The sequence below is a fragment of the Gilliamella sp. Imp1-1 genome (assembly GCF_001690415.1).
Taxonomy (GTDB): Bacteria; Pseudomonadota; Gammaproteobacteria; order Enterobacterales; family Orbaceae; genus Gilliamella; species Gilliamella bombi.
In genome coordinates this window covers 14214-37234 of the sequence record NZ_LZHK01000099.1, presented here as the reverse complement: position 1 = coordinate 37234, position 23021 = coordinate 14214, and the positions used below count along the sequence as shown (strand labels likewise).

The following is a 23021-nucleotide window of genomic DNA, read 5'->3' as shown; positions in this document are numbered from 1 at the left end:
TTCTCCTATTTCCTTTACTTAATAGACAAACAAGTTTGGACAATATCTGCTTGTGCCACTTCAAATTGTTCGCCTGTTTGTAAATTTTTAATCATTACTGCTTGATTAGCTAATTCATTTTCACCAATAATAACTGCTATCTTAGCACCTAATTTATCTGCTTTGGTAAATTGTTTCTTAAAATTACTGCTACCATAATTTGTCATGATTCGCCAATCAGGTAGACCATCACGCAATTGCTCTGCAACACTCTGAGCAACTGAAATAGTTTTTTCTTCACCAGAGGTGATCATATAAATATCAATCGAATTATCACCATTAAATGATGGATTAACCGCTTGAACTAATAAGACTAAACGTTCAACTCCCATTGCAAAACCAACTGCTGGTGTTGGTTTTCCCCCAAGTTGACCTACAAGACCATCATATCTTCCACCACCGCAAACGGTTCCCTGTGCCCCTAGGCTATTAGTTACCCATTCAAAAACTGTTCGATTATAGTAATCCAAACCGCGTACCAATCTTTGATTAATATTATATTCTATCCCAGCACTATCCAATAGTCGGCATAAGCTTTCGAAGTGAATTTTGGACTCCTCATCTAAATAATCAAACAATTTTGGAGCTTGATTCAGCAGCTCTTGAACTACTGGGTTTTTTGAATCAAGTATGCGCAACGGATTAGTATACATTCTACGTAAACAATCTTCATCCAATTTATCTTTATATTGTTCAAGAAAAGTAACTAATGCATTTCGATAGTTGACCCTAGCCTCAAGCGAACCAATTGAATTAAGTTCAAGAGAAGTATGCTGTTCGATACCAAGAGCTCTCCAAAAACGAGCCGTTAATAAAATCAGCTCGGCGTCAATATTGGGCCCTTCAAGTCCAAAGACTTCAACACCAAATTGATGAAATTGACGATAACGCCCTTTTTGTGGTTTTTCGTAACGAAATGCTGGTCCTAAATACCAAAGACGTTGTTCTTGATTGTAAAAAAGACCGTGTTCAATTCCTGCACGAACACAACCTGCAGTAATTTCTGGACGTAAAGTAATACTTTCATCATTACGGTCATTGAAAGTATACATCTCTTTTTCAACAATATCGGTAATTTCTCCGACCGCTCGCTTAAATAGTGCGGTATCTTCAACAATAGGTGTTCTAATTTCGTTGTAGCCATAACTGTTTAGTACACCTTTAACGATTTTTTCAATCTGTTGCCAACTTGCACTATCTGTTGGGAGTAAATCGTTCATCCCTCGTATAGATTGGATCTTTTTCTCTGTCATTTATTTATTCGCTATCTAATAAAATTATAATTCAGTTGCTGCAATTCTGTTTTTCAATATTAATACTTTAGCACGAATTCTTGCTTCTAATTCATCAATCATTTGTTCATTATCAATACGACCAATACGCACACCATCTTCATAAAAACCACTTTTGTTATGACCTCCAGCAACTCCTATAGTTGAAGCTAATGCCTCCCCAGGACCGTTAACCACACAACCAATAATTGATACATCCATTGGTGTAATAATATCTTCTAATCGTTGTTCTAATGTATTGACTGTGTTAATCACATCAAACTCTTGGCGAGAACAGGTTGGACACGCAATAAAATTAATACCACGAGACCGTATACGCAGCGATTTTAAAATATCAAATCCAACTTTCACTTCTTCTGTAGGATCAGCTGCTAAGGAAATTCGAAGTGTATCGCCAATGCCTTCTGATAGCAATAATCCCAATCCAATGGCCGATTTAATAGCACCGCTTCGAACACCGCCTGCTTCAGTTATACCTAGATGTAATGGTTGCTTTATTTGCTTAGCTAACAATCGATAAGCATCAACTGCAGTAAACACATCAGATGCTTTTACACTGACTTTAAACTGATCAAAATTAAGTCGATCAAGTATATCGACATGGCGCATCGCTGATTCAACTATCGCTTTTGGTGTAGGTTCACCATACTTTTCTTGAATATCTTTTTCTAAAGAACCAGAATTAACACCAATTCGTATCGGGATATTTTTATCTTTAGCACAATCAACAACAGCTCGAATTCTTGATTCATTACCTATGTTGCCAGGATTAATTCTTAAGCAATCAACGCCATATTCGGCAACTTTCAATGCAATACGATAATCAAAATGAATATCAGCAATGAGTGGAACTTTTGCCTGCTGCTTAATAAATTTAAAAGCTTCAGCTGCATCCATTGTAGGTATAGAAACACGCACAATATCTACACCAACACGTTCAAGAGCTTGAATTTGGGCCACTGTTTTTTCTACATCTGTGGTTCGAGTATTTGTCATTGATTGAACTGCAATCGGAGCTCCACTACCAATAGGAACATTGCCGACATAAATTCGGGTAGATTCTCGTCTAACAATTGGTGAATCTTGATGACTCATACATACTTAACCATTTTACAAAATAACTAGTAATGATCTTAACAAGATTTAAGACAAATGTCTGTATGAGAATAAGAAAATTTGCTAACTATTAACACGAGTAGCAGAGGCTGGAGAAATATAATGACTTACTTCAATAAGATTACTTGTATTATCTTTATTGGCATAATATAAAATTACACCAAGCACACAAAGAATTATAAATATCCCCCAAAAAATAAAAGGAGCTTTTCTAGTTCTTTTTGTTTTAAATGCTTGCGTTTGAACTTTCTTTTGTTGAGACTTAGATTGTTTAGTTAATTCATCGAAATATGGTTGATAGTGTTCTGATGATAAGCCAACAATTTCGGCATAAGAACGAATATAACCTTTTACAAAAACAAGTGGGGCGTTAGGTAATTGGTCATTTTCGATATCAACAATTACTGTCTTTCGCACATGAATTTTATTGGCAATATCATCTTGAGTTAATCCCATTTGTTCTCGTAAATCAACGAGCATCACTCCTAATGAAATATTATCCATCATACCCTCATTTAATACTAATCGTTAGCTAATTTAATCTTTACAAACAGTTACATATTTTTACAATTAATCAATTTTATTTGCATTAAACCATTGTGCTGGTTTTTCAATTTCATTTTGAGCTGCAACTAATTGTAATTCATATTCATCTTGTTTTAAGGTTTCAAGCATAACCGCATACACGGCCGAAGTAGTATGTTCTAAAGCTTCAACCAATGATTTCCCAAGTAAAACATTAGCTAAAAAAAGTCCACTTGTCATATCACCAACACCAACGGGTTGTCTTACACCAAAGTCAACTAGTGGTCGGTCAATATGCCATGCTTCGTTGCTAGTTACAAGCAACATTTCAAAGCGATCAATTTTATATCCAGCTCTGCTTAAATGTTTAACTAAAATCGCTTTAGGCCCTTTTTTACATAACTCTCGACAAGCTACAATTGCTTCATCAACATTATTAATACGTTGTTTTCCATTAAGCTCTTCAAGCTCCAAAATATTCGGTGCCATCATATCAGCCATAGGCAATGCTGTATTGCATAAAAACTCAGAAACACCTGGTGCAACAAAACATCCTTTTTCAGGATGTCCCATTACAGGATCGCAAAAGTAAATAGCATTAGGATTAACAGCTTTTACTTTTTTAACTATTTCAATAATCGCATTACCTTGTTCAGGTGATCCCATATAACCACTTAATACTGCATCACACCGTTTCAATTCATCAATTTCATTAATTCCATCAGCAATTTCGGTTAAATGCGATGCAGACATTACCGTTCCAGTCCATTGTCGATATTGAGTATGATTAGAAAATTGTACAGTGTTTAAAGGCCAAACATTTACGCCTATTCGACGCATAGGAAATACAGCCGCACTATTCCCTGCATGACCAAATACAACATGTGACTGAATCGATAAAATATTTTTCATGAAATTAACTCCAAATTAACAAGCAGTAATATTTTTTACCACGACGAAGTAAAGTATAACGATTATATAGTTTATCGCTATCAGTAAAATGATAATCAGTTGTAGTGTTACGTTCACCATTAACAGCAATAGCATTAGATTCAATCATCGTTCTAGCTTGTCCTCTTGATGGTGCAAATTCCGCATTAACAATTGCTTGTTGTAAATCAATACTTTCCTCAACAGCTAATGCTGGCATACCATCTTGAGCTAATTGTTCAAAGTCAGCTTCAGACAAGTCAGTTAATTTACCAGAAAATAGGCTTTCTGTAATACGTTTTGCTGCAATCAATCCTTCTTCACCATGAACTAAGCGTGTAACTTGCTCAGCAAGTACATATTGAGCTCGTGGTGCAACACCACTATTTTTATCTTCTTCTTCCAATGCATCAATTTCACTTAGAGGCATAAATGTGAAGAATTTTAAGAATCGATAAACATCAGCATCAGCAGTATTTATCCAGAATTGATAGAATTTATAAGGACTTGTCTTTTTCGGATCTAACCATACGGCACCACTTTCAGTTTTACCAAATTTGGTCCCATCGGATTTAGTGATTAACGGTACAGTCAAGCCATAAACTTGTTTTTGATGTAAACGGCGAGTTAAATCAATACCTGCAGTAATATTACCCCACTGATCAGACCCACCAATTTGTAAAACAACATCATGTGATTTATTCAAACAAGCAAAATCATAAGATTGTAACAAGCTATAAGAAAATTCAGTAAATGAAATACCCACCTCATCACGATCTATACGTTGTTTTACTGATTCTTTATTAATCATCGCATTAACTGAAAAATACTTACCAACATCACGTAAAAATGTCAGTACATTCATGTCACTAAACCAATCATAGTTATTAGCCACAATCGCTGAATTTTCACCACAATTAAAATCTAAAAATGGTGACACTTGTTGTTTGATCTTTTCACTCCACTCAATAACTGTTTCCTCAGTATTAAGTTTTCGTTCAACAGCTTTAAAACTTGGATCGCCAATTAATCCTGTTGCTCCCCCTACAAGCGCAACAGGTTTATGACCAGCTAACTGAAAACGTTTTAAACAAAGTAATGGAACTAAATGACCAAGATGCAAACTATCTGCTGTTGGATCAAAACCACAATAAAGCGCAATAGGATTTTGTTCAATTTGTTCTATTAGTGCTTTTTCATCAGTAAGCTGAGCAATCAGCCCACGTTCTTGTAGTTGTTTGATCACATTTTTTGTCATGATATTTTACCTATTAAATTTATTACATTTATATTCTAGTTTAAATAAGATTTATTCTAATTTATTTTGTTGTGATAACGTTTATACGCTTGTTTAAAATGATCTGCTACGATCTCGTTTGGCTTTTTATCAAAAAGACTAAAAATAATAATAGCTATAGAAGCAAATAAAAATCCAGGGATAAGCGAATACAAATTAAACCAATTAAAATTAATCCATAGCAACACAGTTACGGCACCAGTTATCATTCCAGCTAGTGCTCCATTACGTGTCATACGCGACCAAAAAACAGAAAATACGATTATAGGACCAAACGCCGCACCAAATCCAGCCCAAGCATGACTTACTAAATCAAGTACGCTATTATTTGGATTAATAGCTAATAAAATAGCAATAACTGAAACTAATAGCACCATTATACGACCAACCCATACCAGTTCCTTTTGTTTTGCTTTTGGTCTAAAAAACGCACGATAAAAATCTTCCGTTAGAGCACTTGAACAAACTAATAATTGACAACTTAATGTGCTCATTACCGCTGCTAAAATAGCGGCCAACAAAATACCAGCAATCCAAGGATTAAAGAGTAATTTCGACAATTCGATAAAAATACGTTCATGTTTACCATCATTAATCAAGTAAGATAAATCTGGATTATGAGCAAAAAAGGCGATACCAAAAAAACCAACCGTGATTGCGCCAGCTAAACACAAAATCATCCATGTCATACTAATCCGTCTAGCGTTTTTCATTACTTCATGTGAATCAGCAGCCATAAATCTGGCTAAAATATGAGGTTGCCCAAAATATCCAAGCCCCCAACCTAATAATGAAATAATGGCAATAAAATCCATATGAGCAAATAAATTGGTATAATCTGAATTGAGCGATTCAATATATATCAATGCATCAGAAAGCCCACCAGCATTCACCATAACCATAATTGGCGTTAGAATAAGTGCAAACATCATTAAACTAGCTTGAATAGTATCAGTCCAGCTTACTGCTAAAAAACCACCGATAAACGTATAGGCAATTGTTGCACCTGCACCCGCTAACATCGCCCAGCCATAGCTCATACCAAATGTACTCTCGAATAACTTTGCACCCGCAACTACACCAGAAGCACAATAAATAGTAAAAAATATTAGAATAATAATAGCTGAAATAATACGTAGAAGTGAGCTTTTATCATCAAACCGACGAGCAAAATAATCGGGTAAAGTTAGTGAATTATGATTGATTTCAGTAAAGACTCGTAATCGTCCTGCAATGAGTAGCCAATTTAAATAAGCACCAATAATCAATCCGATTGCAATCCAACTTTGTGAAATACCAAACAAAAAAACAGCACCAGGTAATCCCATTAATAGCCAACCACTCATATCTGATGCACCAGCTGAAAGCGCAGTCACAACACTACCGATACGACGCCCACCTAAAATATAATCACCAAAATTTTGCGTTGAGCGAAACGCAAAAAAACCTATGGCAATCATGCCTAAAATATATACAGCAAAGGTGACAATCATTGGTAAGGGCATATCTTTAAAAAACCTTATTTGATAAAATTAAGAAATAGTACTCTAGCTTATCATAAAATCACTATGCTAAAAAGTCAGTGAGTATGAATGTGAATACACAAATAATAAAAAACTAAGCAACATTAAAAATAAAAGTGTCTTACAATTATTAATCAGTATGTTTCATCGTTCCCATCTATATAAAAAATAAAGGCAACTTACAGATAAACAGTAAATAAAAGTATATAATATGCACCTTACTATTTTTTAATAAAATTATTTTGTGAAACAATCTACCCGAATTCAAATTCTAGAAAGATTAAAGGATCATATTAAAGATCCAACAACAGAACTAGTGTATGAAACACCTTTTGAACTATTAATCGCAGTAGTACTTTCTGCTCAAGCGACTGACGTTAGTGTAAACAAAGCCACAAAACCACTGTTTGCTATTGCAAATACGGCTGAACAAATTTTGGCTCTTGGTATTGATAAACTAAAAAGCTATATCCGTACCATTGGGCTTTATAACAGTAAAGCGGATAATATAATAAAAACGTGTCAAATTTTGGTAGATAAATATCAGGGTGAAGTTCCTGAAAGTTTTGATGCACTAATTGAATTACCGGGTGTTGGTCGTAAAACGGCAAATGTTGTGTTAAACACCGCTTTCGGTTGGCCTACCATTGCAGTTGATACACACATATTTAGAGTAAGCAACCGTACAGGTTTTGCACCAGGTAAAACGGTAGAGGTTGTTGAAGAAAAATTACTGAAAGTCGTACCCAAAGAATATAAAATAAATTGTCACCACTGGCTAATATTACATGGCCGTTATACCTGTATTGCTAGAAAGCCTAGATGTGGATCCTGTGTTATAGAAGATTTGTGCGAATTTAAAGAAAAAATTTACCCAGAGTAGAAATCAATGCCAAATAAATTTAATTTAGACCAAGATGATATAAACTTGTTTAAAAATAGTATTGGTAACATCACCAAAAAACTAAAACAAGATATTGTCGTTCATAAACCACAAAAACGTTCACAAAAAGCAATAGAAACCCAAAAACAGCAATATGAAAAAATTAATGCTGAATTTTATTTTTCTGATGATTATCAGCCGCTATTGCAAGAAGACCCTATTCGCTATAGTCGAGAAAATGCAGATCCCTACGAAGTAAAAAAATTGCGTCGTGGATTTTATGAACCAGAATTCTTTTTAGACCTACATGGGTTAACTCAACAAGAGGCTAAAAAAGAAATTGCAGCTCTTATCGCAGCATGTTTACATGAAAGAGCGCATTGTGCTTGTATCATGTATGGACATGGGAAAAACATCTTAAAAAAACAAACACCCATGTGGCTAGCTCAACATCCTCATGTTATCTGTTTTCATCAAGCGCCTAAAGAATTTGGTGGCAACGCAGCACTTCTCATTTTATTTGATATCGAGAACAAACTAATAAATAGTTAGCTTTTGAAAACTTAACTATCTAGATAATCATAAAAATAATTTTTTACTCTTCTTCCGTCAATTTTCATCTAAACCTTTGTGATGACATTAGCATGTAGATAAAAAACAAAAAATAAAATAACGTTAACTAAAGAATAATGTTTAAAAAATAGTTGTTAATAACATAAAACAAAAAAACCAGCTTAGCGATAACGTCAAGCTGGTAAACATTGGAAGCAATGTGAGCAATGTCATACTTTTTCAAAAGCCTCTAAAGCTCTAACAAAGTACAAAATAATGATAATGATTATCATTAACAAAATCAAGCGTTTTTTTATTTTTCTAAGCTAAATAAAAATAAACGCACTATCCACTAATTTCATAATAAGAGGATTGATATTTACAATATAAAAAATAAGCAGAATATCCCTATTCTGCTTTTTATAAAAAATTGTACGCAATGGCTAGGGCGTGTTGATCTTTCATGATTATTTTTTAGACGGCATGATGTGAGTTATAATAATTCAGCCAAAAACAACCATAACTCGATTCATCATGCCAAGAACAATGCTAACAGATAAACGGTGGGAAAAGCTACTACAAATAATGAAAAATACCGGCCGAGTTTATAATAAATCCGAGCATCGGATGACGTTTGAAGGGATCCTTTTCCGAATGAGAACCGGTATTCCTTGGCGAGATTTGCCAGAAGAGTTTGGTGAATGGAGCACTGTCTATAGGCGATTTAATTTGTGGTCTAAAAAAGGAATATTAGTTGATATTTTCAAACATTTATCACAACTAGCGGATTTTCAATGGGTGTTCCTAGATGGCTCGATTATCAGGGCTCATCAACATAGTACAGGCGCTGCAACGGAGTATTCCGAGCAAATAGGTCAGAGCTGTGGTGGTAATTCAACTAAAATTCATCTTGCGGTTGATAGTGGTGGTTTGCCTATTTGTTTTGAGCTTTCTGAAGGACAACGACATGATATCACTTATGCAGAAAACCTAGTTGAAAAGCTCGATGAAGTCAATACAGTGATAGCCGATAAAGGTTATGACAGCGAGCCTTTTCGGTGCTTTGTTCGTCAAAAAGGCGGACGAACGGTGATTGCTAAACGTAATTATGGTAAGGATATAGATAAAAGCAGTATGGATAGGTGCCTTTATCGCTATCGTCATTTAGTCGAGAATGCCTTTGCTAGAATCAAGCAATATCGTTCAATATCAACTAGATACGATAAGTTAGAAAGGAATTATGCCAGTATGGTATCACTGGCATTTATGTTAATGTGGCTGCCAATGTATTGTTGAGTAATTTATGTACAGCGAAGATCAACAGCCCCTAATCTTTTTTAGCTTTAATTTGGATATAGAATGGGTACAACTCACAGGTTAAATGTTGGAAAGCCCTTTAGCAATCAACTTATCGGAAAGTTAAAAAAGGCTACTTGTAATACCAAATAGCCTTTTGTGTATGATAAAACATCAAAAAGCAAACTATTGACCCATGCGGCGAGTCAATTCGATAACGCGAATTTTTGCCAAAGCTTTTGATAATTCAGCAGATGCTTGTGCAAATGACATATCATCACTTGGGTGATTGATATGTTCTTGTGCTTGTCTTACTGCTTCTTGTGCTCTTGCTTCATCTAAATCTTCACCACGAATTGCAGTATCTGCCAAGATAGTTACGATGTTAGGTTGTACTTCTAAGATGCCACCAGATAGATAAATAAACTCTTCTTCACCATCCGCTTTCACAATGCCGACCATGCCTGGTTTTATGGTTGTGAGTAAAGGGGTATGGCCAGGATAAATCCCAAGTTCACCTTCCTTACCTGTGACTCTGATTCGCTGAACATCACCCGAAAACAGGTGAGATTCAGCACTAACAACTTCTAATTGATAGGAAGTTAGTGCCATAATACGATCTCCATTAATACGATCTTCGTTCAATGAATCTCTTAGAGAGATTTTGCCTTCTCAATCGCTTCATCAATTGAACCAACCATATAGAATGCTTGTTCAGGGATATGGTCATAATCACCATTCATGATTCCTTTAAATGCACTGATCGTATCTTTTAAAGGTACATATTTTCCTGGTGAACCAGTAAATACTTCTGCAACAAAGAATGGTTGAGATAAGAAGCGCTGAATTTTACGTGCACGAGCAACGATCAATTTATCATCTTCAGATAACTCATCCATACCAAGAATAGCAATAATATCTTTTAATTCTTGATAACGTTGTAGAATTGACTGAACACCACGGGCACAATCATAGTGCTCTTGACCAACAACTAAAGGATCTAATTGACGACTAGTTGAATCTAATGGATCCACTGCCGGATAGATACCTAAAGAAGCAATTTGTCGACTTAATACGATTGTCGCATCTAAGTGAGCAAAGGTTGTTGCTGGTGATGGGTCAGTCAAGTCATCTGCTGGCACATACACCGCTTGGATTGAAGTAATCGAACCGGTCTTAGTTGAAGTAATACGTTCTTGTAGTAACCCCATTTCTTCAGCTAATGTTGGTTGATAACCTACTGCCGATGGCATACGACCTAATAACGCAGATACTTCAGTACCAGCTAATGTATAGCGATAAATATTATCGATGAATAATAAAACATCTTTACCTTCGTCACGGAATTTTTCAGCCATAGTTAAACCAGTTAACGCAACACGTAAACGGTTTCCTGGTGGTTCATTCATTTGGCCGTAAACTAATGATACTTTATCAAGTACGTTTGATTCTTTCATTTCGTGGTAAAAGTCATTACCTTCACGAGTACGTTCTCCCACACCAGTAAACACTGAGTAACCTGAGTGTTCAATAGCGATATTACGGATCAACTCCATCATATTAACGGTTTTACCTACACCAGCACCACCAAACAGACCAACTTTACCACCTTTAGCAAATGGACAAATTAGGTCGATAACTTTAATACCTGTTTCAAGTAATTCAGTTGAGTTTGCAAGCTCTTCATAGGTTGGGGCAGCACGGTGAATCGCCCAACGTTCTTCTTCACCAATAGGACCTGCTTTATCAACAGGATCACCAAGTACGTTCATAATACGACCTAGTGTTTTTGTACCAACAGGTACTTCAATGCCGTGACCTGTGTTTACTACGTCAAGTCCACGTCTTAAACCATCAGATGAACCCATTGCGATACAACATACAACGCCACCACCTAATTGTTGCTGAACTTCCAGAACTAATTTTTCAGTGCCTGTTTCCACTTCTAATGCATCATATACCTTTGGTACTGCATCTTCTGGGAATTCGACATCAACCACCGCACCGATGATCTGGACAATCTTTCCAGTAGCCATTTTTAATCCTCTACGTCTTTTTCTTAACTATAAGCCAATATTTAGCACTAACCTGAAACAGCGGCTGCACCGGATACAATATCAATTAATTCATTAGTGATAGCACCTTGGCGTGCCTTGTTATACACAATTTGTAACTCATTAATTAGGTTTGCTCCGTTATCCGTTGCCGCTTTCATGGCCACCATTCTTGCTGCTTGTTCACTCGCTAAATTATCAACCACTGCTTGATAAACTTGTGATTCAATATAGCGACGTAAAATCACGTCTAATAGTGATTTAGCATCAGGCTCATAAATATAATCCCATGATGAAGCTTTGAGTTTTTTATCTTCTGATGGTGGTAAAGGTAATAATTGCTGAATTGTCGGCTTTTGTGACATCGTATTAATAAATTTGTTTGTGACAATATATAATCTATCAATTTTACCGTTGTCATATGCCTCAAGCATTGTTTTTACCGGCCCAATTAAATCGGATAAATTTGGTTCATCGCCCAAATTAGTAGCTTGAGTTAAGATGTTCGCTTTCACTGATGAGAAAAACGAAACACCACGCGAACCAATTAAAGCGACATCAGCTTCAACTCCCTTTTCCTGCCATGCTGACATATCAGCAATGACAGTTTTGAAAAGATTGATATTTAAACCACCACATAAACCACGATCGGTTGAAATGATAAGATAGCCAACTCGCTTTACATCTCTTTCTTCTAAATAAGGATGTTTGGCGCCTATCTGAGCTAACGCTAAATGTCCAATTACTTCACGAATCATTTCAGCATATGGTCGACTAGCCACCATTCTATCTTGCGTCTTACGCATTTTAGAATTGGCAACCATTTCCATCGCTTTAGTGATTTTTTGCGTACTTTGGATACTGGCAATTTTTGTTCTAATCTCTTTTGCATTAGCCATTTTTTACCTCACCCTTACCATGTTTGAGTTGATTTAAAGCTTTCAAGTAATTCTTTTAGCTTAGTTTCAATCTCATCATTGTAATTACCTGTTTCATCAATTGATTTAACAAAATCGGCATATTGACTATGGGCATAAGCAAGTAGTGCTGTTTCAAATGGTAATACTTTAGCTAATTCTACATCTTCAAGATAACCACGTTCAGCGGCGTAAAGTACTATTGATTGTTCAGCAACAGTCATTGGCGAGTATTGCTTTTGTTTTAACAATTCTGTTACTTTTTCACCGTGACTTAATTGGTTTCTTGTTGCTTCATCTAAGTCTGATGCAAATTGAGAGAACGCAGCTAATTCACGATACTGTGCAAGCGCAGTACGAATACCACCTGATAATTTTTTCATTATCTTAGTTTGTGCAGCACCACCCACACGTGAAACCGAAATACCAGGGTTAACCGCAGGGCGGATACCTGAGTTAAATAGGCTAGTTTCAAGAAAAATCTGACCATCAGTAATCGAAATTACGTTAGTTGGTACGAATGCTGAAACGTCACCAGCCTGAGTTTCAATAATTGGTAATGCTGTTAATGAACCTGTTTTTCCTTTAACTTCGCCTTTAGTGTACTCTTCAACATAGGCTTCGTTGACTCGCGCTGCGCGTTCAAGTAAGCGAGAATGAAGATAAAATACATCACCAGGATAAGCTTCACGTCCAGGCGGACGACGAAGTAATAACGAAATTTGACGATAAGCAACAGCTTGTTTAGATAAATCATCATAAACAATTAATGCATCTTGACCACGATCGCGGAAGTATTCTCCCATTGCACAACCAGCATATGGCGCTAAGTATTGTAACGCAGCTGATTCAGACGCTGATGCCACAACCACAATTGTGTTTTTAAGTGCACCATGCTCTTCAAGTTTACGTACAACATTGGCAATAGTTGATTGTTTTTGACCAATGGCAACATAAATACATTTTACACCTGAGTCGCGTTGGTTGATGATTGCATCGACAGCAAGTGCTGTTTTACCTGTTTGACGGTCACCGATGATAAGTTCACGTTGACCACGTCCAATTGGAATCATTGAGTCAACGGCTTTATAACCAGTTTGTAATGCTTGGTCAACGGATTTACGATCGATAACACCAGGTGCAACTACTTCTACTGGTGAAAAACCGTCATGTTGAAGTGAGCCTTTACCATCAATTGGTTCACCTAGTGTGTTAATAACGCGACCTAATAAACCTTCACCAACTGGTACTTGTAAAATACGTCCAGTACATTGTACTTTCATACCTTCAGACAAGTCTTCGTATGGTCCCATGACTACCGCACCAACGGAGTCTCTTTCAAGGTTTAATGCCATTGCATATCGGCCACCTGGTAATGCAATCATTTCGCCTTGCATTACATCAGTTAATCCGTGGATTCGAAGGATACCATCACTTACAGATATGATAGTTCCTTCATTGTGAGCATCACTCACAATATTGAACTGAGCTATCCGCTCTTTAATTAGTTCACTTATTTCAGTTGAATTTAGCTGCATTATCAGTCCCCTTAAGACTGTAGAGCGTTATTTAAACGATTTAAACGCCCTCTGATACTACTATCAATAACCATATCGCCCGTACGAATAATAAAACCAGAAATGAGCGATTTATCTATATGACATTTTAGTTTTACTTTTCGTGATAAACGTTTTTCGACAGCGACAGAAATTTTATTAAGTTGCTCATTAGTTAGTTCACTAGCAGAAATTACATCAACATCTGCTTGCAATTCTCTATCTAAACAATATTGTTCAAACAAGATTAACACTTCAGGAAGAAGTGATAATCGTTTGTTTTCAGCCATAATCTTAATAAAATTAGTACTAAACTCATCTAACACATCTTTACAGATGTTGATGAGTAAATTAGCCACCGAATCAGTTTTCATATCAGATGTTAAGACACTTCTTATTTGAGTATCTTTACTCACTTCAGATGTTAGCACTAATATTTTATGCCATGATTCGATGCTGTTATTTTCTACCGCAAATTCGAAAGCGGCTTTAGCATAAGGGCGAGCAATCGTAATTAAGTCAGCCATTGCTCTATTCTCCTTATAGTTCAGCTACGAGTTTATCAATGATGTCGCTATTTGCGGCTTCATTAACAGAACGTTCAATAATTTTTTCCGCACCAGCAATAGCGAGTGTAGCGACTTGCTGTTTAAGCTCTTCTCTTGCTCGTTTGCGTTCAGCTTCTACTTCGGCAAGCCCTTGAGCAACAATTCGTTCTTTTTCGCGAGAAGCTTCTTGTTTTGCTTCTTCAAGAATGATTGCTTTGCGTTTATTCGCTTGCTCAATAATTGCATTAGCCTCAACCTTAGCCTGTTGCATTATGTCAGATGTATTTGCTTTGGCTAATTCCAAATCTTTTTTTGCTGTTTCTGCTGAAGCAAGTCCTTCGGCTATCTCTTTTTGGCGTTTTTCAATCGCGCCAATAACAGGAGGCCAAACAAACTTCATACAGAACCAAACAAACAATACAAATGTAATTGCTTGGCCGAGGAGAGTTGCGTTCATATTCATGACACGATTCCTCTTAAATTTTTATTAACCTGCAACAGCAAAAATAACGTAAAGCGCAATACCTACACAGATCATTGGAATTGCATCAACTAGACCCATAACGATAAAGAATTGAGTACGTAACATAGGCATTAATTCTGGTTGACGAGCAGCACCTTCTAAAAATTTACCACCTAATAAACCAATACCAACTGCACCACCAATTGCAGCTAATCCCATCATAATGCCTGCGGCTACAAATAACATTTCCATTATATACTCCAGTTTATTAACAAAAAAATATTAAAATTAATGATCTTCCGTTGCCGACGCCATAGCTAAATAGACGATCGTCAACACCATAAAAATAAAAGCTTGTAACGTAATTATTAAAATATGGAAAATGGCCCATGGTAACGATAATACCCACTGTGACCACCAAGGTAATAATGCAGCTATTAAGATGAAGATAAGTTCACCTGCATACATATTTCCGAAAAGTCGAAGCCCTAAAGAAACAGGTTTCGCTAATAGGCTAACTAATTCAAGTACTAAATTAATAGGTGCAAATGCCCAGTGATTAAATGGATGCAAGGTATATTCTTTAACAAATCCTGAAATTCCTTTGTACTTGATTGAGTAAATGATGATAAGTGCAAACACACCTAAGGACATTGACATAGTAATGCTTACATCTGCTGTTGGTACAACTCGCAAGTGTGACAGACCTAAATACTGACCAGCATAAGGTAGAAAATCAACAGGGATAAGATCCATTAAATTCATCAAGAAAACCCAAATAAACACTGTTAATGCTAACGGCGCAATGAGTTTATTTTGACCAGTAAACATATCCTTAACAGTATTATTGACAAATTCGAAAATCATTTCTACTGCACATTGCAGTTTACTTGGGACGCCACTAGTGGCTTTTCTTGCTACACGATGGAATATCCATAAAAAGATAACACCAAGTAAGATCGAAAAGAACAATGAGTCAAGATTTAAGGTCCAAAAACCAGAACCTACTTGCAAGTTCTCAAGATGATGCTTGATATAAGCTTGTGGTGAAGCTGGAGAGGAAACTGACATATAACCCTCTTAACCTATTTTTAAAAATAAAAAATATTGCTCATGTTTTCACTTGAAAGATATAAGCAATTGCTGTAATAATCTGAAGTTACTATTTTAAACCTAATTGCCTATAACAAGTCAACCTTTGATTAACAAAATTAAAATTTTAGACACTTTTTACTAATTTTACGTAAATGCACGCAACTTCTCTTACTATTCTAACCTCAATACAGCTCAATTAATGGCTTAATTAATGGGCATGATTGGGGGTATTTTTAAGCTTTAACTGCTGTAGCGATAGTTTCTGCTAGTTTTTGCACTTCAATTTCATTGCATCCTTCTACCATAACACGAATTAGCGGTTCGGTTCCTGATTTACGGATCAAAACTCGACCATTATGACCAAGCTGTTTTTCTGCTTGTTTAATTGCCGCTTTCACTTCATCACTATTTAGGGGGTCATTTTCACCTGAAAATCGAACATTAATTAATACTTGTGGTAACATTGTCATACCACTGCACAAGTCAGCCAATGACATATCATTACGAATCATTGCTGCTAATACTTGTAAGCCAGCAATAATACCATCACCAGTGGTGGTTTTATCTAATAATAAAACATGTCCCGAATTTTCGGCACCTAAGCGCCAATTTTTTTCGATTAGTTTTTCAAGTACATAACGATCACCAACTTTAGCACGAGCAAATGGGATACCGAGATTTTTAAGGGCAATTTCAAGCCCCATATTGCTCATTAATGTACCGACAACGCCACCTTTTAGTTGACCTTGTCTTAATGCTTCACGGGCAATGATATAGATAATTAAATCGCCGTCAATTTTTCGACCTTCGTGATCAACCATGATAATACGGTCACCATCGCCATCTAAGGCAAAACCTAAATTGGCTTTTTCATCAATAACTCGTTTAGCAAGCGCTTTTATGTCAGTTGCGCCACAGTTTTCATTGATGTTAACACCATCTGGCTCACAACCAATTTTTATTACTTGTGCTCCTAGTTCTCGTAATACTTTTGGTGCTATGTGATAGGTGGCACCATTAGCGCAATCGACAACAATTTTTAATCCAGACAAACTTAAATCATGGTCAAATGTGCTTTTACAAAATTCAATATAACGCCCTGCAGCGTCGGTAATACGGCTAGCTCGACCAAGTTGTTTGGATTCAACGCAATCGATCTCTTTTTCAAGTTCGGCTTCAATTTCTAGTTCGATTGTATCATCAAGCTTTTTCCCTTCGGTTGAAAAGAATTTAATACCATTGTCATAAAAAGGATTGTGTGAAGCAGAAATAACAACGCCGGCATCAGCACGAAAAGTGCGGGTTAAATAGGCAATTGCCGGGGTTGGCATTGGTCCTGTAAACGCAGCGGCAACACCAGCAGAAGCAAATCCCGCTTCTAGTGCTGATTCAAGCATGTAGCCTGAAATGCGGGTATCTTTACCGATTAATACTTTTTTAACACCATCTTTGGCTAGCACTCGCCCAGCAGCCCAGCCTAATTTAAGCGCAAAATCTGGTGTAATAGGATACTGGCCAACTTTACCGCGAATCCCATCTGTACCAAAATATTTTCGATTAGACATGATATTCCCTCACACTAACATTTATTATCTCTAACAACTATCTTTTAATAAAAAGTATATTTTAATTTGTGAAAAACTTTTAAGAAAGTATACCTTTTAATATAAAACTACTCTCGATTGTCATTGGCAAATTTTAATAATCCTTGGCTCTCTTTAATAAAACGTTCGGCATAACTACCAAACCATTGAGTTACTTCGTTAAAACTTTTAATAAATTTAGTTTTGTCACGTTGTTCAATAAGTTCGACCATTTGCCCAAAGCGTTCATAGTAGCGTTTAATTAATTCAATATTATCATCTGACGCCATGATGATATCGGCATAAAGCTCAGGATCTTGAGCAAATAAGCGCCCAACCATCATCAATTCAAGGCGATAAATTGGCGAAGAAAGTGCGATCAATTGCTCTAAATCGGCCTGTTCTCGTTGCAAATTGACACCATATGAGAACGAAGTGAAATGGCGTAATGCTTGGATGAACGACATGCATTTGTCATGCTCCTTGGCATTAATCGCACATAAATTGGCACCCCAAATACGCATTTGTTCAATTAGCCATTGGTATTTATCTGGATATCGCCCTTCACAATAAACAATAATTTGTTTGGCTAAATTTGGTACATCTGGACCAAACATTGGGTGTAAACCGACTACAGGCCCTTGATGTTTATCAAGCATTGCCTGGAGAGGCTTGGCTTTTATAGATGTAAAATCCGTTAAAATACAATCTTTGGGTAATGGTGGTAGTTGTTTAATGACTTCACAGGTTTTGTTAATAGGTACTGTCACGATAACAGCCACTGCATCAGTAACCACTTCGGCTGCTTGATGCATAGTTTTAGAACCTAATGTTTTAACCTGATAGCCAGATAGGGTAAATAAATGAGCAAACAATCGTCCCATTTGCCCATTACCACCAACAATCACTATTGATCCTTGACCACTATAGACTTTTTTAAAACCTTTATCATTTTCGCTAATATAAGACTCACGCATTAAACGACGTAAAATATCTTCTATTAAATTGGGGGATATACCTACTTTTTCAGCTTCATGTCGCCTTTTAGCTAACATATCCGCTTCACGATTGGGATCATAAATCGGAATGCCATGTTTGCTTTTTACTTCGCCAACTTCGGCAACTAATGCTAATCGCTTTGTAATTAAAGATAAAATGGATTTATCAACTTCATCGATTTTATCGCGCAAGGCAAGTAATTCCGTAGACATATTTAGTGATTCCCTTTATCACAAATGGTGGTTTTTATTGTAATAGCTTAACAGTATAACGTATTTTTGTTACGATGCGTATTTAGTTTATAACATGGAATTAAATATAATAAATTTATTATGAAAGTTATCTCGTTTAATATTAATAGCCTTCGCGCTCGAATTCATCAATTATCAGCAATTATTGAGACACACCAACCAGATATTATTGGTTTACAAGAAACTAAAGTTCATAACGATCAGTTTCCCATTGATGAATTAGCACAGTTTGGTTATCACTTACATTATCACGGACAAAAAGGGCATTATGGAGTAGCGTTGTTAACCAAGCAACAACCTTTGTCTGTGCAATGTGGCTTTCCAAACGATAGTGATGATGCTCAATGTCGTTTGATCATAATTGAGTTACCTACTAGTCAAGGTAATCTAACAATAATTAATGGTTATTTCCCTCAAGGAGAAAGTTTACACCATGAAATTAAATATCCAGCTAAACGTAAATTTTACAATGACTTAATACAGTATTTACAAGATCATCAATTAAATAATCAACTAACTTTAGTTATGGGCGATATGAATATTTGCCCAACCGATTTAGATATTGGCATTCCAGATGATAGCCGTAAACGATGGCTTCGTACGGGAAAATGTTCATTTTTACCAGAAGAACGAAAATGGATAAACGAATTAATGTCTCTCGGTTTTATTGATACTTACCGCAATGCTCACCCAACTGAACTTGAGTATTCTTGGTTTGATTATCGTACTAAAGGCTTTGAAACCCATAATGGGTTAAGAATTGATTTAATATTAGCTAGTCAAAAAATGATGACTTATTGTAAACAAACGGGTATTGATTATGATATTCGTGCAATGATAAAACCATCTGATCATGCACCAATTTGGGCTCAATTTGATTTAGTATAAACCTTTATAGTTATAATATAGTTGTAATAAGGACAATAGCATGCAAAGCAATTCGATTTTATCAGTGAAAGATCTTAATCAAATGGTTAAAGAATTGCTTTGTGATGCTATTGGCCAGATCTGGTTAATAGGTGAAATATCAAACTTTTCACGTCCATCATCAGGTCATTGGTATTTTTCGTTAAAAGACGATAGTGCACAAGTACGCTGTGCTATGTTTCGCAATAGCAATTTTCGTGCGGGTTTTACCCCACAAAATGGGCAACAAGTTTTAGTTAGGGCCACAGTGACACTATATGAGGCACGTGGTGAATACCAACTGGTTATTGATAAAATCCAAGCAGCAGGTACGGGATTATTACAGCAAAAGTTTGAGCAACTAAAACAAAAGCTGTCTGAGGAAGGTTTATTTGATTCTACCAATAAACAGCCATTACCAGAAAACATTTGCACAGTTGGAATTATCACTTCATCAACGGGTGCGGCATTGCATGATATTTGTCAGATATTAAAACGCCGAGATCCAAGTTTGCATTTAATTATTTACCCAACACAAGTTCAGGGCAATGAAGCGGCAGGGCAAATCGCTAACATGATTCACATTGCCAACATTCGTCAAGAATGTGATGTATTAATTGTTGGACGAGGTGGTGGCTCGCTTGAAGACTTATGTTCATTTAATGAAGAAGTGGTAGCCAGAGCTATTTTTGCTAGTCAAATACCTATTGTGAGTGCGGTTGGGCATGAGATTGATTTTACGATTGCCGATTTTGTGGCTGATGTTAGAGCGGCAACCCCATCTGCAGCAGCCGAGCTTGTTAGTCGAGACAGTTTACAACAAGTAAAACGTTTGCAAGTTCAACAGCAGCATTTATCCATGGCAATGGATTATTATTTAATGCAATGCCGAGAAAAACTCAATAAATGGCGACATCAATTACAGACTCAACATCCACAAACAAAGCTAGAAAAACAATTAAATCAACTTTTAGCTTATCGCCATTCATTATCTGAAAATATTCAGCAATATTTGCTCAGACTATCAAATCGCCATAATTCACTCGATAAAAGACTATTACGAGTATCTCCACAAAATAATATTACCTATTTAGGGCAACTTACTTGGCAAAAACAGCAACAATTAATTAATTTAATTAAACAAAAGTTAATAAAATCACAACATCAATTTGTTTTACAAACCTCTCAACTTAACAACGTTAGTCCGCTAGCTACTCTCGAACGAGGTTATTCAGTTACCACCGACCAAAACAACACAGTGGTTCGTCGCTCTGAACAAGTCACGGTGGGTGACATTATCGTAACAAAGCTGAAAAAAGGTAAACTTGTTAGCCAAATTACAAAAATTAACGAATAAAATAATTATATTTAAAGATAATAGATAAACCTATTTTACTAATCTTTAGTATCATTTTTGCAATTCTGGTGATCGCTAGTATATAATCTAAACAATAGGAAATTATTATATTATTTAGAGAGTTTATGCATTATCCAATCGGTATTGATTTAGGCACTACAAACAGTTTAATTTGTGTTTGGCAAGATGGTAAAACTGTCCTCATTCCTAACTCAATTGGTGAAGTTGTTACACCATCTGTAGTTAGTGTTGATGAAGACGATTCTATTTTAGTCGGACATGCGGCATTGTCTCGTTTAACTACTCATCCAAATCGCAGTGCAGCAGCATTTAAACGCTTTTTAGGTTCAAATAAAGTTTTCGAATTAGGTGACAAAAAATTTACGCCAACTGAGCTTTCAGCCATAATTTTAAAATCATTGAAAGCAGATGCAGAGGCTTTTTTAAACCAAGAAGTTCGTGATGTTGTCATTTCTGTTCCTGCTTATTTTAATGATGAACAACGTAAGCAAACTCGCTTTGCTGCCGAGTTAGCTGGATTAAATGCTGTACGCTTAATCAATGAACCAACAGCAGCCGCTATGGCATACGGATTACATGAAGATCAATCGGGTAATACTTTAGTATTTGATTTAGGTGGTGGTACGTTTGATGTAACAGTGCTTGAATATTCAATGCCCATTATTGAAGTGCATGCTTCTGCTGGTGATAACTATTTAGGTGGTGAAGATTTTACTCAAGAGCTTGTTAAAGTTTGCTTAAGTGAATGGAATCTTAAACAACAAGATATTCCGACCGATGATTATGCTCGCTTATTAGATTTAGCCGAACAACTAAAATGTAAATTAAACGGTGAACAATCACACACCTTAACTTGGGTTTGGCAAGATAAGCAATGGCAATTTTCCTTAAACGAAAGCCGAGCTAAAACACTATGGTTACCATTACTTAATCGCTTACGAGCACCAATTGAACAGGCATTAAGTGATGCCCGATTAAAACCTAATCAACTTGAACATATTGTATTAGTGGGTGGTTCATCACAATTGGGAGTGGTACGAGAGCTGGTAACCAAATTATTTGGTAAATTACCGTATCGCCATATCAATCCGACAACGATTGTTGCACAAGGAGCCGCAGTTCAAGCGGCTTGTCGATTGCGAAATGCCGATGTTGAAGAAGTCATTTTAACTGATGTGTGCCCTTATACGCTAGGGATTGAAAGTTGTTCAAATAATGTCAGTGGGTTATTTTCACCCATTATTGAACGTAATACCATTGTACCGACATCAAAAGTAAAAACATTTTACACAACGCACCCTCAGCAAAAAGCGATATGTATTTCGGTTTATCAAGGTGAAAATCCACGCGTTGAAAATAATGTTTTAATTGATGAGTTTGAAGTGCCTTTAACACCAATGGAAAGAACACAAGGAATTGATGTCCGCTTTAGTTATGATCTAAATGGCTTATTAGAAGTTGATGTGGTTTTGCTTGAAACAGGTAAGCAACATGGAAAAGTAATTGATCATAGTCCAATTGGATTAACAGACAAACAAAAACAAGACAGTCATGATCGCTTGAAAGCACTTAAAATTCACCCTCGCGACGAAATGCCGAATCGTACTTTATTAGCAAGGCTAGAACATGCATGGGCACAATCATTGGGTGATGAGAGGCTATTAATTGGATCATATATCGAAGTTTTTATGGAAGTACTAAATAGACAAAATTCTGAAGAAATTAACGAAATTCGTTGTGAAATTGAATCTAATCTACAAGATCTGAATCGATAACCAATAAAATTTAAAAAATATAAAAAGTCCTCTTTTTTAGACA

The 23021-nt window shown here is 36.1% G+C and carries 22 protein-coding genes; 6 read left to right on the top strand and 16 right to left on the bottom strand.

From position 1 onward, the window contains the following. Positions 1 to 14: 14 nt before the first annotated feature. From hisS to putP, 6 genes are all read right to left on the bottom strand, one after another. Complete coding sequence (hisS, locus tag A9G38_RS08870; protein ID WP_034913295.1) at positions 15 to 1292, bottom strand: histidine--tRNA ligase; 1278 nt, start codon at positions 1290 to 1292, stop codon at positions 15 to 17. A gap of 24 nt (positions 1293 to 1316) precedes the next feature. After that, positions 1317 to 2426: a flavodoxin-dependent (E)-4-hydroxy-3-methylbut-2-enyl-diphosphate synthase gene (gene ispG, locus A9G38_RS08865; protein WP_034913292.1), complete on the bottom strand. Its 1110-nt coding sequence runs from the start codon at positions 2424 to 2426 to the stop codon at positions 1317 to 1319. Between the two features lie 84 nt (positions 2427 to 2510). Continuing rightward, entirely contained in the window at positions 2511 to 2954 is a 444-nt protein-coding gene (locus A9G38_RS08860) for a helix-turn-helix domain-containing protein (protein ID WP_080702351.1), read from the bottom strand. Between the two features lie 63 nt (positions 2955 to 3017). Next, positions 3018 to 3884, bottom strand: a complete 867-nt coding sequence (gene pdxY / locus A9G38_RS08855) for a pyridoxal kinase PdxY (RefSeq protein WP_034913287.1) — start codon at positions 3882 to 3884, stop codon at positions 3018 to 3020. 4 nt (positions 3885 to 3888) lie between these two features. Then, positions 3889 to 5160 carry a tyrosine--tRNA ligase gene (tyrS, locus tag A9G38_RS08850; RefSeq protein ID WP_202961571.1) on the bottom strand — a complete coding sequence of 424 codons (1272 nt, stop codon included), beginning with the start codon at positions 5158 to 5160 and terminating at the stop codon, positions 3889 to 3891. A 56-nt stretch (positions 5161 to 5216) separates the two neighbouring features. Continuing rightward, positions 5217 to 6704 carry a sodium/proline symporter PutP gene (gene putP / locus A9G38_RS08845; RefSeq protein ID WP_155266132.1) on the bottom strand — a complete coding sequence of 496 codons (1488 nt, stop codon included), beginning with the start codon at positions 6702 to 6704 and terminating at the stop codon, positions 5217 to 5219. A 262-nt stretch (positions 6705 to 6966) separates the two neighbouring features. On the opposite strand from putP, the gene nth reads away from it, so the two are divergent. The 3 genes from nth to A9G38_RS08830 all read left to right on the top strand — a co-directional run bounded on the left by nth (position 6967) and on the right by A9G38_RS08830 (position 9453). Then, on the top strand, positions 6967 to 7605 hold the full coding sequence (nth, locus tag A9G38_RS08840; RefSeq protein WP_034913279.1) for an endonuclease III: 639 nt from the start codon (positions 6967 to 6969) through the stop codon (positions 7603 to 7605). Between the two features lie 6 nt (positions 7606 to 7611). Next, the gene (gene smrB / locus A9G38_RS08835; RefSeq protein WP_034913275.1) at positions 7612 to 8157 is read left to right on the top strand and encodes an endonuclease SmrB; all 546 of its coding nucleotides are present in this window, start codon (positions 7612 to 7614) and stop codon (positions 8155 to 8157) included. A gap of 534 nt (positions 8158 to 8691) precedes the next feature. Beyond that, positions 8692 to 9453: an IS5 family transposase gene (locus tag A9G38_RS08830; RefSeq protein ID WP_065623240.1), complete on the top strand. Its 762-nt coding sequence runs from the start codon at positions 8692 to 8694 to the stop codon at positions 9451 to 9453. 186 nt (positions 9454 to 9639) lie between these two features. Here the strand turns inward: A9G38_RS08830 and A9G38_RS08825 are convergent, their stop codons facing one another. The 10 genes from A9G38_RS08825 to tyrA all read right to left on the bottom strand — a co-directional run bounded on the left by A9G38_RS08825 (position 9640) and on the right by tyrA (position 18880). Continuing rightward, complete coding sequence (locus A9G38_RS08825) at positions 9640 to 10065, bottom strand: F0F1 ATP synthase subunit epsilon (RefSeq protein ID WP_034911289.1); 426 nt, start codon at positions 10063 to 10065, stop codon at positions 9640 to 9642. 41 nt (positions 10066 to 10106) lie between these two features. Further along, the gene (gene atpD / locus A9G38_RS08820; protein ID WP_034911215.1) at positions 10107 to 11489 is read right to left on the bottom strand and encodes a F0F1 ATP synthase subunit beta; all 1383 of its coding nucleotides are present in this window, start codon (positions 11487 to 11489) and stop codon (positions 10107 to 10109) included. Between the two features lie 47 nt (positions 11490 to 11536). After that, complete coding sequence (gene atpG, locus A9G38_RS08815) at positions 11537 to 12406, bottom strand: F0F1 ATP synthase subunit gamma (RefSeq protein WP_034911217.1); 870 nt, start codon at positions 12404 to 12406, stop codon at positions 11537 to 11539. Positions 12407 to 12420: 14 nt separating this feature from the next. Continuing rightward, positions 12421 to 13962: a F0F1 ATP synthase subunit alpha gene (atpA, locus tag A9G38_RS08810; protein ID WP_034911218.1), complete on the bottom strand. Its 1542-nt coding sequence runs from the start codon at positions 13960 to 13962 to the stop codon at positions 12421 to 12423. An 11-nt stretch (positions 13963 to 13973) separates the two neighbouring features. Continuing rightward, complete coding sequence (gene atpH / locus A9G38_RS08805; protein ID WP_034911220.1) at positions 13974 to 14507, bottom strand: F0F1 ATP synthase subunit delta; 534 nt, start codon at positions 14505 to 14507, stop codon at positions 13974 to 13976. A 13-nt stretch (positions 14508 to 14520) separates the two neighbouring features. Then, entirely contained in the window at positions 14521 to 14991 is a 471-nt protein-coding gene (gene atpF, locus A9G38_RS08800) for a F0F1 ATP synthase subunit B (RefSeq protein WP_034911222.1), read from the bottom strand. Positions 14992 to 15015: 24 nt separating this feature from the next. Beyond that, on the bottom strand, positions 15016 to 15243 hold the full coding sequence (gene atpE, locus A9G38_RS08795) for a F0F1 ATP synthase subunit C (protein WP_411588181.1): 228 nt from the start codon (positions 15241 to 15243) through the stop codon (positions 15016 to 15018). A 36-nt stretch (positions 15244 to 15279) separates the two neighbouring features. Further along, complete coding sequence (atpB, locus tag A9G38_RS08790) at positions 15280 to 16062, bottom strand: F0F1 ATP synthase subunit A (RefSeq protein ID WP_034911226.1); 783 nt, start codon at positions 16060 to 16062, stop codon at positions 15280 to 15282. 257 nt (positions 16063 to 16319) lie between these two features. Continuing rightward, positions 16320 to 17651 carry a phosphoglucosamine mutase gene (glmM, locus tag A9G38_RS08785; protein WP_034911229.1) on the bottom strand — a complete coding sequence of 444 codons (1332 nt, stop codon included), beginning with the start codon at positions 17649 to 17651 and terminating at the stop codon, positions 16320 to 16322. A gap of 107 nt (positions 17652 to 17758) precedes the next feature. Further along, positions 17759 to 18880 (bottom strand): bifunctional chorismate mutase/prephenate dehydrogenase, encoded by a 1122-nt coding sequence (tyrA, locus tag A9G38_RS08780; RefSeq protein ID WP_034911232.1) that lies wholly within the window; start codon positions 18878 to 18880, stop codon positions 17759 to 17761. Positions 18881 to 19000: 120 nt separating this feature from the next. On the opposite strand from tyrA, the gene xthA reads away from it, so the two are divergent. The 3 genes from xthA to A9G38_RS08765 all read left to right on the top strand — a co-directional run bounded on the left by xthA (position 19001) and on the right by A9G38_RS08765 (position 22978). After that, positions 19001 to 19807, top strand: a complete 807-nt coding sequence (gene xthA / locus A9G38_RS08775) for an exodeoxyribonuclease III (protein ID WP_034911235.1) — start codon at positions 19001 to 19003, stop codon at positions 19805 to 19807. A 40-nt stretch (positions 19808 to 19847) separates the two neighbouring features. After that, positions 19848 to 21182 (top strand): exodeoxyribonuclease VII large subunit, encoded by a 1335-nt coding sequence (gene xseA, locus A9G38_RS08770; protein WP_034911236.1) that lies wholly within the window; start codon positions 19848 to 19850, stop codon positions 21180 to 21182. A 125-nt stretch (positions 21183 to 21307) separates the two neighbouring features. After that, positions 21308 to 22978, top strand: a complete 1671-nt coding sequence (locus tag A9G38_RS08765) for a molecular chaperone HscC (protein WP_034911238.1) — start codon at positions 21308 to 21310, stop codon at positions 22976 to 22978. Positions 22979 to 23021: the final 43 nt, after the last annotated feature.